Below are 15,605 nucleotides of genomic sequence, written 5' to 3' on the forward strand. Positions count from 1 at the left end.
TTGAATTGAAAGGGCGCTACCAAATTCTGAGTTTAATCAGAATTTGGTAGCGCCCTTTTTGAGTTTTAACTAATCACCATTTGTAATGGTATTGCGCACGATGACATAGTCAACGGTTTTGAGTGCCGTAAGATCACTACCACCTGCATATGAAATAGATGATTGAATATCTTCTGTCATTTCAGTTAATGTATCGCTGATTTCGCCACGATAATCTACTAGGATATCTTTACCTTCAACGTTTTTATGGCCACCCTTTTGGTTTTCGGATGCTGAACCATAATATTGTTTGAAATGACGGTGATTGATCATAATGTCATGGCCTGGTGACTGACGATGACCGGCAAACAGTGAACCAATCATTACCATACTGGCACCAAAGCGAATGGATTTAGCAATATCGCCATTGTGACGGATGCCGCCATCCGCAATAATTGGTTTACGCGCAGCCTTTGCACACCAGCGAACTGCAGCCAGCTGCCAACCACCTGTACCAAAACCAGTCTTCAACTTCGTAATGCAAACTTTACCAGGGCCAACGCCAACTTTTGTTGCATCGGCGCCAGCGTCTTCAAGTTCACGGACGGCATCCGGTGTTGCCACGTTACCAGCAATCAAGAATGCTTTGGGGAGGCGTTTCTTAATATAATGGATCATTTCAATAACGCTGTTGGCATGACCGTGAGCGACATCAATGGTAATGAAGTCTGGTGTTAGCTTTTCACTGGTCAAATCATCGATAAACTGTTTTTCGTTCGGCTTTACACCGACACTGATCGAACTAATGAGATGTTTCTTAGCCATTTTCCGAACAAAAGGTAATCTTGTTTCCGGTTCGAAGCGGTGCATGATATAAAAGTAATCATGTTCTGCCATCCAGGTAGCTAACTGTTCATCGATGACAGTTGCCATGTTCGCTGGAACCACAGGAAGCTTGAAGTGATGCCCGCCAAACGTAATACTTGGATCCGCCTGAGAGCGACTCTCAATCAAACATTTATTGGGGATTAACTGAACGTCTTCATAATCAAATGTTTCCATGAAGGTGAAAACCTCTTTCTGTCATTTATTGATTAAAGTTCGTCAACACGAGATACAATAATCGTTTTAAATCATGCTGTCAAATTAAAATTCACTAAAACAGGAACAATAAATTTATTAATAATTAGATTATACAGTTTTGGTTGATTATCCGAACTTTACCTGTTATAGTTCTCATTGTTGTTCGACAAACAAAATTTGAGGTGACATAATGACAGCAGTAGTGATTGTTGGGAGTCAATGGGGCGACGAAGGTAAAGGAAAGATTACCGATTTTGTCAGTCAGCAGGCTGACGTGATTTCGCGTTACCAAGGTGGCGACAATGCGGGACACACTATTACCTTTAACGGCGAAAAGTACCAGCTACAACTATTGCCTTCAGGAATTTTTGAAAGTGATAAACAATGTTTGATTGGCAACGGCGTCGTGCTGAATCCCAAAACATTGTTAGCTGAAATTGATTACTTACATGAACGCGGCATTAGTACCGATAACTTAAGAATTTCTGATCGTGCTCACGTGATTTTTCCATATCATATCTTGCAAGATCAATTAGAAGAAGCCAGTAAAAAAGGCAGTAAGATTGGCACGACAAATAAGGGTATTGGCCCCGCATATATGGACAAAGCTTCCCGAATTGGCATTCGAGTGGCCGATTTATTGGAACCAGAAACTTTTAAAACATTGCTCGCTCGCAATGTCATAGCTAAAAATGAGTTGTTGGCCAAATTGTATGGTGCGGAACCAATTGCGTTTGAACCATTACTAAAGGCTTATCAGGGTTATGCCGAAAGGCTCGCCAAATATGTAACTGATACTTCAAAAGTGCTTGATGATGCGCTGTCCAATGGACAACGTTTGCTATTTGAAGGCGCTCAAGGGGTAATGCTAGATATTGATCACGGAACTTATCCCTATGTAACTTCATCTAATCCAGTTGCGGGCGGTGTCACTATTGGTGGTGGCATCGGACCGACTAGAATTTCAGCCGTTATTGGTGCGGCAAAGGCCTATACGTCTCGAGTTGGCGATGGTCCGTTTCCGACAGAACTGCATGATGAGAAAGGTGATCACATCCGTGAAGTGGGACACGAATATGGGACCGTCACGAAACGGCCTCGCCGAATTGGTTGGCTGGATACGGTCGTTTTGCGACATGCCAAACGTGTATCCGGTTTAAACTACTTGGCGTTAAATTGTTTAGATGTTCTGACCGGTTTGCCAGAGTTAAAAATTTGTACAGCTTATGAACTGGATGGTGAAACAATTGATCGTTATCCTGCTGGACGGGAAGCTTTGTTGCGTTGCAAACCAGTGTACGAAACCTTGCCTGGCTGGACGGAAGATATCACAAATTGTAAAACAGTGGATGACTTACCAAAGAATGCACGTCAGTATGTGGAACGCGTCATGTCATTAACTGGTTTACCATTAGCGACTTTATCTGTTGGACCAGATCGTAAACAGACAATGGTTTTGAAGGATGTTTGGCAAGCTGACATGAAAGTTGAGGAAATGGCATGATTGATCGCTACGTGCGACCGGAAATGGGCCAAATTTGGTCACAAAAAAATAAGTTACAACAATGGCTAAAGGTCGAGGTGGCTGCGTGTCAGGCGTGGGCAAACTTAGGTAAGATTCCACAGGCGGATGTTGATGCCTTGCGCGAGCATGCCGTCATAAATGTTGATCGAATGCGTGAAATTGAAGCAGAAACCCATCATGATGTGGTGGCATTCACACGCATGTTATCCGAGTCGCTGGGCGATGAACGAAAGTGGGTTCATTATGGCCTGACGAGCACGGATGTTGTGGATACGGCCCAGGCATTGCAATTAAAAGCCGCTAATGTCCTATTGATGACAGATCTGCAAACGTTAAGAGACACATTGATCAAACAGGCAAAACGGTATCGCCACACGGCAATGATGGGACGCACACACGGCATTCAGGCAGAACCAATGTCGTTTGGCGTTAAATTGGCACGGTGGGTAGATGAAATTAATCGTGACATCACGCGTTTACAAGCAGTGACTGATGAAATGGCTGTGGGTGAGTTAAGTGGTGCAGTGGGCACTTTTGCAAATATCCCCCCACAAGTGGAACAGGATGTTTGTGATCAACTTGGATTACGCCCGCAACCAGTGACCAGTCAGGTGTTGCCACGGGATCTTCACGCACACTATTTGAGCGTGTTAGCACTCATTGCGACTAGCTTAGAAAACTTTGCAACGGAAATTCGCGGTTTACAGCGAACGGAAATTGGTGAGGTGGCTGAGCCGTTTTCCGCTGGGCAAAAAGGTTCTTCAGCGATGCCTCATAAACACAATCCAATTGGCTCAGAAAACATTACGGGTTTGGCTCGGGTAATTCGTGGGCATATGATTACGGCTTTTGAAGATGTATCTTTATGGCATGAACGCGATATTTCGCACTCTTCAGCCGAACGAATCATCTTACCGGACACGACTGAGCTGTTAGATTACATGCTGCATCGTTTTAATCGCATCATGACAAATTTGGTCGTCAATGAGGACCGGATGATTCACAACATTGAATCCAGTGGTGGCCTGGTGTTCAGTCAACAATTGCTACTAGCCTTAATTGACAAGGACATCAGTCGTGAAACAGCTTACGATCATGTGCAACAGTTGGCGCAACAGGCAATGACCACCGATAAAACATTTCAACAACTGGCGATGGCCAGTACTTTTGTCAACCAATATTTGACGCCGGCCGAAGTGACTGCCGTGTTTGATGTGCAACGTCACTTGCGGTATGTTGATGAGATTTTCAAACGTGTCGGCATCGAGTAAGTGATGCGTTCTGGTGTGTTTGGGGACATCCTGAAATTAATAAAAACAGTCCGATTACGAGCCAGCTCACTATTGAGTTGGTCCATAATCGGACTTTTTTTTATAAGCACTAGTCATCCGCTTTATTTAAAAAGCGCTTCGCTAATTCACGATACACATCGATACTTTGAAAATAGGCACGTTTGGAGACATATTCGTTTGGCTGGTGGGCCTGCTGTGTAATTCCTGGTCCATAAACAATGATGGGGAAATGTGTCTTGGCCTTGACGAACTCTGAGGAGTCCGTTGTGCCAACCATGCCGATTACTTGCGGTGTTTTTCCAGTAATTTTTTGAGCAATATCAACGGTTTGATGGACTAAAGGCGAGTCTTTATCACTTACAACTGGTATCTTGTTGAAGTTAATGGTGAGGGCAAGATTCATTGATGACGATTCATTTAACCGGTTAACAACACTAGTTAAGAGATCAATAAACGCGGCGTTATCGAACTCTGGGATAGTCCGGGCGTTACCTTGTAATTCGGCGTGGTTGGGGATGGTGTTAACTTGATCGCCGGCGTGGAAAGTGGTCACACTATTGTGAAATTTACCTAAAGTGGGACTTTCTTCTTGGTGCGATTGCAAGACCTGCTGTAACGCATTGTAAAAGATAATCAAGTTATCTAGTGCATTAACGCCTAAATCAGGCATCGAACTATGTGCGGTCTTCCCGGTAGATACGACTGTGTAGTCAATTGACCCCTGATTAGCGTACCAAACGTCTTGAGAAGAAGGTTCACTAATTACTAATCCGGACAGATCATCTGCGTAGCCTAGTTCGGTCAGTTGTTGAGCGCCGTATTCACCAACTTCCTCGCCAACCGTAAATAGCAGTCGCACTTGCCCGTTTAGTTTGGTGTGTGCATCGGCTAATTCGGCTAGCGCAATCGCTTGTGCTGCAACGCCCGCTTTCTGGTCAGCTGTGCCGCGGCCAATGAGATGATCACCCTCAACGGTTAGTGCAAACGGTGGCGATTGCCATTCCTTTTCATTAGCAGTTACGACGTCCATGTGGCCCGAAAAACCGAGTACTGGTGTATTTTTATCGCCGTAACTTGCAATCAAATTTGAACGGTCGGTACCATAATCGATTAAGTGCGCAGTAATGCCGTGACCCTCTAGAAAAGATTGTAGGATAAGCGCTACTGCGCGTTCGCGACCATTGACTGATGGTACGCCAATAAGGTCGGACAGTAGCTTCAATTGTTCGTCTTGATTCATGTTGCTTCCTCCTTACACTCAGTCAGGGCGGTGGTTGAATCTGTTTGGTAACAGCGTAAGTTGTGAAGGCAAAACGGTCAATTCTTTGATACCGAATGGCAACAATTTTTGTAATTGGCGGGATTGAATAAGCATGGTTTAACAAACAAAAGCTTGCAATTACTATTTCAAGCACTATAATAAAATAGTAAATTACTTAATCACGAACAGTAATTTATTGTTTTACTAAACTTGGAAATTATTAAAAAGCCAGTTTAAAATAGTTTCCATAAGAAACAGTAAGTGATATACTCACTCTGCTTCGTGCGAAAAATTGATTGTTACGGACGAAATAGCAGATATAACGTCAATTGATAAAAATGAATTAATTTACAATTATTTTGAGTAAATTAAGTTAGAGAATACGCCTTTCTTTGGCGTATAATAGCTAGGTTTATTTTGTGTCAATCATCGTCACATCTTTGCTTACGAACGAGGAGGAACGTGCCAAATGCTAAAAATAGCTAGGGGCCGAATTTCATTATGGGCGGTACTCGGTGCCGTATTTTTTATGATTATTCAGGTCATAGCCAACCTAAACTTGCCCAGTTTAACATCAGACATTGTGAATAACGGGGTGGCAAAGGGTGACATTAGTTACATATGGAAAATCGGTTTTGAAATGATCGGTTTTTCGTTACTGTCAGTGGCGGCCGCAGTGTTGAACGTGTTGTTAGCAGCGCGTTCTTCACAAAAGTTAGGTCAAAACTTGCGGAGTGACATCTATAGCAAAGTAATGAACTTTGCCAATGATGAGTTTAATAAGGTAGAAACTTCATCATTGATCACACGAACAACCAACGATGTGGTCCAGATTCAAAACGTTGCCATGATTGCTTTACGAATGATGATTATGGCACCGATTATGCTGATTGGTGCCAGTTTCTTGGCCTATAACAAGAGTCACCAATTGTCATGGATTTTCGTGGTGTCGATTCCTGTCTTACTGATTTGTATTGGTTTGATTATGGGCTTGGCGATTCCGCGGTTCCGTGCCATGCAAACGAAAACGGACCGTTTGAACTTGGTCTTTCGTGAAGGTCTTACTGGTGTTCGTGTTATTCGGGCTTTCCGTCAGGATCAGTTTGAACAGGATCGCTTTGAAGCAGCCAACCAGGATTACACGGACAATTCGATTAAGGTTAACACGATCGTGGCGTTTGCCTATCCTGTGATGACGCTGATTATGAGCGCGACAAACGTTGCCATTGTTTGGTTCGGTGGCAAGCTGATCAGTTCGCAGGCGATGCAAGTCGGGAACATGATTGCCTTCATGACATATGCGATGCAAGTCTTGATGAGCTTCATGATGCTCGCAATGGTCATGGCCTTTCTGCCTCGTGCGGCCGCTTCGGCAACGCGGATTCAGGAAGTCCTATCCCTAGATTCCAGCATTAAGGATCCAGAACACCCCACTACGCCAGCAACTGGTGAAGCCAAACAACTGGCATTTGATAACGTTGAATTCCGTTACCGTCACGCAGAACAGCCTGCTTTAAGCGGCATTGATTTTAGTGCCAAGGCTGGTCAAACGGTGGCCATCATCGGTGGTACCGGTTCTGGTAAAACAACGCTGGTCAATCTAATTCCTCGTTTCTTTGATGTTGAAAAAGGAAGCGTCAATGTGAATGGCGTTGATGTGCGGCAGCAAGACATTAAGACACTACATGGTGAAGTCGCGATGGTGCCACAAAAGGCAACGTTGTTTACTGGTACTATTCGCGACAACATGAAGTTTGGTAAAGAGGACGCGACAGATGACGAAATCTGGCAAGCGTTAGATATCGCCCAATCAACCGACTTTGTTAAAGAAGAGGGTGGCTTGAACGCCCACGTTGAACAGGGCGGTGCAAACTTCTCTGGTGGTCAACGTCAACGGTTAGCCATTGCCCGTGCATTGGTGAAGGACGCCAGCACCTATGTGTTTGATGATTCCTTTTCCGCTTTGGACTTTAAGACTGATGCTAAATTGCGTGGTCAACTGCGTCAGGACAAACGGATTCAACAGAGTATTGTTGTGATTGTTGCGCAACGAATTGCTACAGTTGCTGATGCGGATCTGATTCTAGTGCTTGATAACGGGAAGCTAGTCGGCAAGGGCACACACGAAGAATTGCGACAGTCCAACAAAGTTTATCAAGAAATTATGCGGTCTCAGTTACGCGAAGGGGAGGCGGGTCTGTAATGAGTGATAATGCAAAGAAAACACAGACACCACGACCAACTGGCGGTCACGGACACGGTCCGGGATCAGGCCCTGGTTTAGTTGAAAAGCCTAACAACTTCTTCGGCACGTTTATTCGATTAATGAAATACATGTCAGATCGTTGGTTTGGCATGATTATGGTGCTCGTTTTCGCCATCACGGCGGTTGTGTTCCAAATTCGGACACCAAAGATTTTGGGTCAAGCAACAACCGAAATCTACAAAGGAATTATGACGGGTGTCGCGCATCAAAAGGCCGGCATCGCCATGAGTCACTACCCAATCAACTTCGAAAAAGTCCTCAATATTATCGTTGTTGTTTTGATTATGTATTTGGCTTCGGCCTTGTTTAACTTCCTACAACAGTACATTATGACGCGGATCTCTCAGCGGACTGTGTACAAGTTACGGCGTGAGTTTAAAGGCAAGATGCGTTTAGTTCCGATCAAGTATTACGACACGCATAACAACGGGGACATTATGAGTCGTGCGGTCAACGATATGGATAATATCGCCAGCACGCTGCAACAGAGTCTGACGCAAGCGATTACCAGTTTGGTAACATTTGTCGGCACTTTATGGATGATGTTAACGATTAGCTGGCAACTAACGCTGATCGCATTGGTAACTATTCCGCTCAGTTTGGTCGTTGTTGGGGTTGTGGCACCGAAGTCACAACGTTACTTTGGTCAACAGCAAAAGAGCCTTGGGTTGATCAATAACCAAGTTGAAGAAAACTACTCAGGTCATGAGGTGGTCAAGAGCTTCAATAAGGAAGACGATGCTATCAAGGACTTCGAAACACAGAACGAAACGTATTACAAAGCGGCTTGGAAGGCACAGTTTATTTCCGGAATTATCATGCCGCTGATGATGTTCTTGAACAACATTGGTTACGTGTTTGTGGCGATTGTTGGTGGGATCCAAGTTGCTAACGGGAATGTCACCCTTGGTAACGTACAGGCTTTCCTTCAATACACGCAGCAATTCTCACAACCAATTTCGCAGTTGGCAAACTTACTGAACACGATTCAGTCAACGATTGCGTCAGCTGAACGGGTCTTCGATGTGCTTGATGAAGAAGAAATGAAGCAAACACAGTCAAACTTACCAGCACAGCCTGATGATCCAAACTTGCTGACCCTTGACCACGTGCAGTTTGGTTACGATGACGAACTGTTGATGACTGATTACAACTTAGCTGTTAAGAAGGGTCAACAGGTCGCCATTGTTGGGCCAACCGGTGCCGGGAAGACGACTATTATCAACCTATTGGAACGTTTTTATGACGTTAAGGGTGGTTCAATTCGTTTGAACGGTACGGATACCCGTGACCTTCAGCGTGAGGACTTACGCTCACACTTCGCGATGGTGCTTCAAGACACTTGGTTGTTTACCGGCACAATCTGGGATAACTTGAAATACGGGTGTGAAAACGCCACGGACGACGAGATTATGGCCGCCTCTAAGGCCGCTCACGTCGATGAATTTGTCTGTAAGTTACCAGAAGGGTACAAAACGGTATTGAATGAGGAAGCGTCGAACATTTCTCAGGGACAACGTCAGTTATTAACGATTGCCCGGGCATTTGTGGCGGATCCCGAAATTCTGATTCTTGATGAAGCGACGAGTTCTGTTGATACGCGGACTGAAGTTCAAATTCAGCACGCCATGGAACAGTTGCTTCAAAATCGAACGAGTTTCGTTGTTGCGCACCGGTTATCTACAATCAGAAACGCCGATAACATCATTGTTATGAATCATGGTTCTGTTGTTGAAACAGGTAACCACGATGCGTTGATGGCAGCTAACGGATTTTACGCTGATCTTTACAATAGTCAGTTTGCCGGCAACATCAGCATGAATGAAGGGGAGGAATCGTAATGCAACGAAAGACAATATTAGGTGTTGTTGCTGCGGCTTCCGTCCTCGCCTTGGCTGGTTGTGGGCGCGCGTCACTGACAACCACGCATGAAACGTATCATCAAGATGGCATGGTTGCCGCGGTGAAAGGACACACCAACGCTAATAAGGTGACCTATCAAGTCGATGACCACACAAAAGAATCATTAACTGTGCATAATGGGACGTTTGTCATTCAGGTACCCACAACGACCAAACGTCAGTCCGTTAAGTTGACCGCTAATGGTTCGCGTAAAACAATCCACGTTTCAGCGGCTAAGGCATTGACTGATTATCAAACCTTGCAAAAGTCGTTCAATCAGGCGCTAACGGGTTCTAAGTTAAGCAAAGCTGATCAGGGCAAGGCAATGGCACTGCAAAAGGCTGCCGCAAGCTTGAAGAAACAGCCAACGCCAGAGGCTGCTGCTCAAGTTGGCGCTTTGCAAAAGGATGTTCAGGCAGCAATGGCCACGGCCAAACAACAGGCCAAAGGTCAATTGCTACCTGTTAAAACACCCGCTAATGGTGTTAGTGACGTTGTTTCGACCAAAGACTACCGCATTCGAATGAACGTTCAGAATGGTCAAGTTCTCGGTGCGACGATGATCGTACCGACCAAGGCATTTAAGCAAAAGGCTACCCAAAAGCAGTTTGGCACGAGCTTCGCGCTTTTAACAAACGGTGTCGGTGCGGACTCTAAGAGTGTGATGAAGCAATTTGGTAAAGAAACAAAGAGCGTTAAGAGCGGTTCCAGTTCCATTGATCCAATCTATTCTAAGGGTGTTAAGTTCACGATTGGGCTATCACCTGCTAATATTTATATCTTTGTCGTAAAGTAATGATATTACGGTTTCAAAAAATCGCCTTCCCTAAAATTTTAGGAAAGGCGATTTTTTAAAATATTCATGCGAATTAGACCGCTATCGGCCTAAATTTTTGTAAAATAACGTTTTATTTTTTAAAGTAATACACATAGGATAGGTACGTTGTGTTTTGTTAGACCGGCGGAACTGCTTGCCACATTAACAAAACTAGGCGAATGATTTATCCTGACCTAAAGCTAATAAATGTGGTTTGCCATAATAATAACCTTGGCGAATGTTAATGCCCATTTCGTTGGCGATGTCGTCGCCAACTTCATCCTCAATGCCTTCCAATACTAGACGTTGATTATACTGATGGGTAATGCCAAGCCAAGTGTCTAATTCCTGCCGAATATTGGGCGACATTAGTCCCTGCTTAAAGTTTTGCAGAGCAAACTTAATTTCATCGGCATAAGGCAGGAGGTCTTTAATATTGTTGTAGTGATTGTCGCCACTATCAACGTCATCTAGGCTAAAATCCATGCCACGATTGGTAAATTGCTGAATTTGGGGAATCAACTCGGCGTTTGTGAAAGGCACCTTACCAACCCGTTCAGTTAGTTCAACGACGACCCGCATTGGCCGCATACGTTCCTGGGCATCAATAACTGATTTGGCAATGTCGTCATTCATCAGCTGACGGCGATCTAGATTGACAGACACGGAATGAATCTTTAGCGACAAGAGTTTGGTCGAGGCCACAAATAATTCCGTCCAGTTTTGCGGTGTAATGCTGTCAAAAGACGTTGGAACCCGCCAACCATCTGGCGTGTGCTCTTTTAAGAGCATTTCATAACCAATAATTGAATTGGTGGCGATATTCAATTGAGGTTGTATAAAGAAACGAAACATGCTCATCCATCCTTTGCATTTTATATTAACGAACTGGTTATTACAGTTCTTATGCCATCGTTGCGTCGACCAGAGACGCCGTTCCCTGAGGACCGGTCTCAGTCTCCTGAAAACCGGAGTCTTCCACCTCGATTCTGAGCCCAAGTTCGTCTCAGAACTCGTCCCACAGCACTAAATGGTCAAACCCGCACCATTAAGTGCTGTCGACACGGAACTCTGTCTCTAGTCGACTCCACTTATATTACTGTAGACACAAATTGTATTTTTTTGAACAAGCTTATTTTTAACTAACGGTAGTCTAAGCCTGTAATGTAAGCCGAAGGGCGTCAACAAGGAAACCAAGGCGTGAAGGGGGCTGTAATCAGGTGGTTTTCCTGATGTACAGCACGGGGACGGTCGCGAAGACTCGGGTTTTGAGGCTTGGCGACGAGGTGAGAGACCGTGAACTTCGGGCTTGAACCGCTCCCACGCCGGTGTTTCCATGTTGACAACCGAAGGCGATTTTTATCGCAAATACAAGTACTACATATTATCACTCAAGTTAATGATGAAAAGACAAACTTGAGTTAATTATGGTGAACTACTTGACCTATGGTACAGTTGCTGGTTAACTGTGGTCAAGCGTTAAGAATCGTTGATTTAATAAAGCTCGTAGATGTTTTTGGCACTAAAAAAAAGAGCTACAAAACATTTTATAAAGTTAATTTTAAGGTAGGCCGATTATGATGGCCGTGTTACCGTAATTTTCTTTATGAGAGTCATAAGTTATTAATTAAATTTTGGGGATGAACTTTCATGAAAGTTATTGTTGTTGGTTGTACACATGCAGGTACCGCTGCGATTAGTCAGATGCTAGTGACCAATCCAGATTTAGACGTTGAGGTTTATGAACGGCATGATAATATTTCTTTTCTGTCATGCGGGATTTCACTGTATTTGGACGGTCGTGTGCAACGTCTAGAGGACATGTTTTATTCAAGCCCTGAGGCTCTGCGTAAATTAGGTGCACACGTTCATGTAAAACATGATGTGTTAAAGATTGACGCAAAACGACAAACGGTAGTCGTCGAAGACCTTATTAGTAAGGATGTTGAAACAGTTCATTATGATCGTCTAGTGATGACGACCGGATCAACAGTGATTGTTCCGCCATTGAAGGGAATCGACTCACGCCGGGTTTTGTTGTGCAAAGATTATGACCAAGCCAAACAGATTTATAAAACGGCCGAGGAAAATAAACACATTACCATTGCTGGCGCTGGCTATGTTGGTGTGGAGTTTGCGGAAAGTTATGCCAGCACAGAGCATGTAGTCAGTCTGTTTCAGAATCACAAACAGATTTTGGTTCACTCTGTCGACCAAATGTTGTCTGAAAAAATTACGCAACGACTGGTTGACCATGATGTCGACGTACATCTGCACGAACGTGTGACCGGTTTTAGTGCAGACCCAGAGGGTGACGGAATTCTTGTCGAAACGGACAGCGGTCATTATCCCACTGATTTAGCGATTGTGGCGACTGGATTTGTGCCTAATACGGGTTTGCTGAGTGGGCAGGTTGACATGTTACCGAATGGTGCCATTTTAACCAATGATTACATGCAGAGTTCCGATCCCCATATTTTTGCTGCCGGGGATGCCTGTGCGGTTCACTTTAACCCGACAAATGAAAATCTGTATGCACCATTGGCGTCCACGGCTGTTCGCCAAGGCACGTTGGTTGGCCTGAACTTGTTGACGCCGACCTTGAAATACATGGGCACTCAGTCGACGTCGGCGATGGAGATTTTTGGCAGTACTTTGGCAACAACAGGAAGTACTCTCGCCTATGCACAAAAGCAGGGGATTGATGCAGCAACGGCAACTTACGAAGGTAATTATCGACCTGCATACATGCCATCAACGGCCAAACTGACCATTGCGTTAGTTTACGATCGGGATTCTCGTCGAATTCTTGGTGGTCAGTTGTTGTGTGAACATGAAATTGCTCAGTCCGCGAACACATTGTCTGTTTGCATTCAGAATAAGAATACAATTGATGATTTAGCGTTTGTCGACATGTTATTTCAGCCCAATTATGATGAGCCATTTAACTATTTGAATCAAGTGGCTCAAATCGCAGTAGCACAGGAACAACAGCGTGGCCGGAAGGAACCAAAGAATAGTGATCAGGCGGCATCAGAAATATGAATCAATGGCGACGTTACCTAACCCTTGTTAGTTTACTTGTTTTACTGATGGTTAGTGGCCCACTGCTAAACGTTCAAGCCGACACCGATGCACAATCGCTGGAATCCGCTCATCAAGCACTGACCAAGTTTGTGACAACCAAGCTGGTTACCAAGCAGGGTGTTAAAACCAACGTGAATGATCAAGTCAATGCGGGTGGCGACACTGCTAGTGGCAATGAACTATTGAGTGAGTCAGCCGGATTGTATCTGCAACATCTTGCACTCACGAATCAGCGAGAAGCATTTACTAAGTTTTATCAGCAAACGAAAACGACCTTTTACGCGCACAATCAGTTTAGCTATCGGTATAATCCACGGACAAAAAAGCGCTCAAATGTGAACGCAACGCTCGATGACCTGCGGATTATCGGTGCCCTGATCCAGTACGATAAAACCTTTAAAACAGAGCATTATCAGCGTGAAATTAAGTCACTGTGGCATCATCAGCAAAAGCAAGCCTTGAAACAAGGACATGTTGCAGACTTTTACGATCCGCAGTCTAAAAAGCGCCCCCAAACCGGTACGCTGTCATACTTTGATTTTTTGACGCTGCGTCAGTTAGAAGGCAACACTAAAACCTATCAAAAGCAGTTGCGTTTGGTTCAAAACGGTTTTATTAGCCGTAAGATGCCCTTTTACGCCCGAAGGTACAATTATCACACACACAAATATACGACTGGTAACATTAACACCACAGAAGGATTAGTGACGTTATTGCACATCGCTCAAATTGGTCGTTTAAAACCATCCAGTGAACGATGGCTGTTACAGCAAACAAAGCATAAGACGCTGGTTAACCAGTATGACCAGCACGGGCACGCGTTAACAACTGATCAGTCTGCTGCCAATTACGCATTAGTCATGATGATTGGTAACGCAAGCGGTCAAAAGGCGCTTCAAGCCGCCGGTCAGCAACAATTGTTGGCGATGCAGGTTAAAAATGATGCATCACCACTAGCAGGCGGGTTCGGAGATGAAAGTACCAATACGGCATATTCGTTTAACAACCTAATGGCATTGGTGGCAATGGATGGTGTCACTCACTAATAACGGTGTTTGAGAGAAAGGGGTGATTGAATGGGCGCGCATTTGAGGCATGGCCTGACACGAGGTCTGTTGTGGTTTCGGTCGCATGTTTCACCAGCGGCGTTGGCGGTAATCTTGTCAGCGCTGATTGTGGCGTACCTGTTATTCATTCCACCGGTTAACGGTTACGCTAACAATGGCGATTTTGATCGGGCCATCTACGTAAACGGTCTCTATCGATTAACTGGTAAACCATATTACTTTTTTACATACATGGTTCAAAAATATGGCATTATGCAATATTTTAACGAATCATCAGCGGCGCTGTTCTCGTCACAACCGTTATTTATCAAGGCGGCAATTGGCTTAAACATGTTGGTCTATAGTACCAAAGTCTTTGATATTCGGTTTATGGGACTGATTTATTACGTGTTGTTTCTAGGTGGCATCTATCTTTTGACCGAGGCGTTAACATTTCCTTCGAAACGGTGGCGGAACTACATTATTGCGCTGATGGTTGTCTTTGTTTTCGCTGACTCATCATACACGCTGTATTTTAATTCCTTCTTCGCAGAACCAGGCATGTTCGTTGCTATGCTCTATTCGTTTTCTTCGATTCTGTTACTGGCGCGTCACCGCTTCAAACGGCGCTGGCCGATGGTCTTGCTCTTCTTTATCAGCACCGTGGTCCTGATTACAAACAAACAGCAGAATGCGCCGCTGGCACTAGGTTTTGCGCTGACAATGCTAAGTTTGTTGTTTGTGTTTCACAAACGTGCCGAGAAATTGTACGTCATTTTGGGTACTGTACTGATTTTAGCCTCTGGGGTGGCGACCTACGCCTTGATTACCAAGACGTTTAATAACATTAATGAGTATCAGTCCATGACTCGCGGTGTGTTACTAAAGGCAAAGGATCCTGAAAAGGCATTGATGCAAGGAGGGATTGATAGTCAATTTGCTTTGACTCGGGGGCAAACGTACTTTGATCGTTATTCGCCAATTGACGTTAATAGTAAGTACATGAAGAAGCACTTTACGGATAAGTTCAGTTTCATGTGGATTTTAAAGTATGAATTGACCCATCCGTCAGAATTTGGTGCGCTACTAAATCTGGCCGCTAAGGACGGCCAGTTGACGCAGGTTAAGGCAGTTAGTGATTACACCAAGTCAGCCGGTCAGCCAAAATATGCGCAAACACATTATTTTACGGGCTTTTCCACCATGATGGGCGCATTTTTCCCACGAACGTTCGCTTTTTATGTGTTAATGATAGATTGTAAAATTAATCCGAACGCTGTTCGGACAAAAAAGATCAGCTTCCTTTAAAATGGTGTTTACCACAAACCCATCTTTTAGGAGCTGATC

Annotated in this window: 11 protein-coding genes; 8 read left to right on the forward strand and 3 right to left on the reverse strand. The window is 44.4% G+C overall.

Features of this window, described 5'->3' with window-relative positions:
• Positions 1–69: 69 nt before the first annotated feature.
• Positions 70–1,041, reverse strand: coding sequence for a GMP reductase (locus GB992_RS08865; protein ID WP_161002108.1), 972 nt, complete (start codon positions 1,039–1,041; stop codon positions 70–72).
• A gap of 211 nt (positions 1,042–1,252) precedes the next feature.
• Between GB992_RS08865 and GB992_RS08870 the strand changes: the two genes are divergently transcribed.
• A complete protein-coding gene (locus GB992_RS08870) occupies positions 1,253–2,566 on the forward strand; it encodes an adenylosuccinate synthase (RefSeq protein ID WP_161002109.1) in 1,314 nt (437 codons plus the stop codon).
• Positions 2,563–3,858 carry an adenylosuccinate lyase gene (gene purB, locus GB992_RS08875; RefSeq protein WP_161002110.1) on the forward strand — a complete coding sequence of 432 codons (1,296 nt, stop codon included), beginning with the start codon at positions 2,563–2,565 and terminating at the stop codon, positions 3,856–3,858. Before GB992_RS08870 ends, purB begins: the two co-directional genes overlap by 4 nt.
• A 109-nt stretch (positions 3,859–3,967) precedes the next feature.
• Here the strand turns inward: purB and GB992_RS08880 are convergent, their stop codons facing one another.
• The gene (locus GB992_RS08880; RefSeq protein WP_161002111.1) at positions 3,968–5,119 is read right to left on the reverse strand and encodes an ArgE/DapE family deacylase; all 1,152 of its coding nucleotides are present in this window, start codon (positions 5,117–5,119) and stop codon (positions 3,968–3,970) included.
• A 490-nt stretch (positions 5,120–5,609) separates the two neighbouring features.
• Between GB992_RS08880 and GB992_RS08885 the strand changes: the two genes are divergently transcribed.
• Genes GB992_RS08885 through GB992_RS08895 form a run of 3 tightly spaced genes read left to right on the forward strand, consistent with a single transcriptional unit; the run spans position 5,610 to position 10,104 of the window.
• Positions 5,610–7,343 carry an ABC transporter ATP-binding protein gene (locus GB992_RS08885; protein ID WP_161002112.1) on the forward strand — a complete coding sequence of 578 codons (1,734 nt, stop codon included), beginning with the start codon at positions 5,610–5,612 and terminating at the stop codon, positions 7,341–7,343.
• Positions 7,343–9,247, forward strand: coding sequence for an ABC transporter ATP-binding protein (locus GB992_RS08890; RefSeq protein WP_161002113.1), 1,905 nt, complete (start codon positions 7,343–7,345; stop codon positions 9,245–9,247). Before GB992_RS08885 ends, GB992_RS08890 begins: the two co-directional genes overlap by 1 nt.
• Positions 9,247–10,104: a hypothetical protein gene (locus GB992_RS08895; RefSeq protein WP_161002114.1), complete on the forward strand. Its 858-nt coding sequence runs from the start codon at positions 9,247–9,249 to the stop codon at positions 10,102–10,104. Before GB992_RS08890 ends, GB992_RS08895 begins: the two co-directional genes overlap by 1 nt.
• A gap of 192 nt (positions 10,105–10,296) precedes the next feature.
• On the opposite strand, the gene GB992_RS08900 is transcribed toward GB992_RS08895, so the two are convergent.
• Positions 10,297–10,980: an EAL domain-containing protein gene (locus tag GB992_RS08900; protein ID WP_017262566.1), complete on the reverse strand. Its 684-nt coding sequence runs from the start codon at positions 10,978–10,980 to the stop codon at positions 10,297–10,299.
• A gap of 795 nt (positions 10,981–11,775) precedes the next feature.
• Between GB992_RS08900 and GB992_RS08905 the strand changes: the two genes are divergently transcribed.
• Genes GB992_RS08905 through wsfD form a run of 3 tightly spaced genes read left to right on the forward strand, consistent with a single transcriptional unit; the run spans position 11,776 to position 15,566 of the window.
• A complete protein-coding gene (locus tag GB992_RS08905; RefSeq protein WP_161002115.1) occupies positions 11,776–13,170 on the forward strand; it encodes an FAD-dependent oxidoreductase in 1,395 nt (464 codons plus the stop codon).
• Positions 13,167–14,258, forward strand: a complete 1,092-nt coding sequence (locus GB992_RS08910) for a glycosyl hydrolase family 8 (RefSeq protein WP_161002116.1) — start codon at positions 13,167–13,169, stop codon at positions 14,256–14,258. Before GB992_RS08905 ends, GB992_RS08910 begins: the two co-directional genes overlap by 4 nt.
• A 30-nt stretch (positions 14,259–14,288) precedes the next feature.
• Complete coding sequence (gene wsfD / locus GB992_RS08915; protein ID WP_186337571.1) at positions 14,289–15,566, forward strand: glycan biosynthesis hexose transferase WsfD; 1,278 nt, start codon at positions 14,289–14,291, stop codon at positions 15,564–15,566.
• Positions 15,567–15,605 lie beyond the last annotated feature (39 nt).

The sequence above is a fragment of the Furfurilactobacillus milii genome (genome assembly GCF_009863985.1).
Taxonomy (GTDB): domain Bacteria; phylum Bacillota; class Bacilli; order Lactobacillales; family Lactobacillaceae; genus Furfurilactobacillus; species Furfurilactobacillus milii_A.

Coding starts and splice junctions, on each gene's coding strand:
- GB992_RS08865 (WP_161002108.1), bottom strand. CDS start 1,041: ATGGAAACATTTGATTATGAAGACGTTCAGTTAATCCCCAATAAATGT.
- GB992_RS08870 (WP_161002109.1), top strand. CDS start 1,253: ATGACAGCAGTAGTGATTGTTGGGAGTCAATGGGGCGACGAAGGTAAA.
- purB (WP_161002110.1), top strand. CDS start 2,563: ATGATTGATCGCTACGTGCGACCGGAAATGGGCCAAATTTGGTCACAA.
- GB992_RS08880 (WP_161002111.1), bottom strand. CDS start 5,119: ATGAATCAAGACGAACAATTGAAGCTACTGTCCGACCTTATTGGCGTA.
- GB992_RS08885 (WP_161002112.1), top strand. CDS start 5,610: ATGCTAAAAATAGCTAGGGGCCGAATTTCATTATGGGCGGTACTCGGT.
- GB992_RS08890 (WP_161002113.1), top strand. CDS start 7,343: ATGAGTGATAATGCAAAGAAAACACAGACACCACGACCAACTGGCGGT.
- GB992_RS08895 (WP_161002114.1), top strand. CDS start 9,247: ATGCAACGAAAGACAATATTAGGTGTTGTTGCTGCGGCTTCCGTCCTC.
- GB992_RS08900 (WP_017262566.1), bottom strand. CDS start 10,980: ATGTTTCGTTTCTTTATACAACCTCAATTGAATATCGCCACCAATTCA.
- GB992_RS08905 (WP_161002115.1), top strand. CDS start 11,776: ATGAAAGTTATTGTTGTTGGTTGTACACATGCAGGTACCGCTGCGATT.
- GB992_RS08910 (WP_161002116.1), top strand. CDS start 13,167: ATGAATCAATGGCGACGTTACCTAACCCTTGTTAGTTTACTTGTTTTA.
- wsfD (WP_186337571.1), top strand. CDS start 14,289: ATGGGCGCGCATTTGAGGCATGGCCTGACACGAGGTCTGTTGTGGTTT.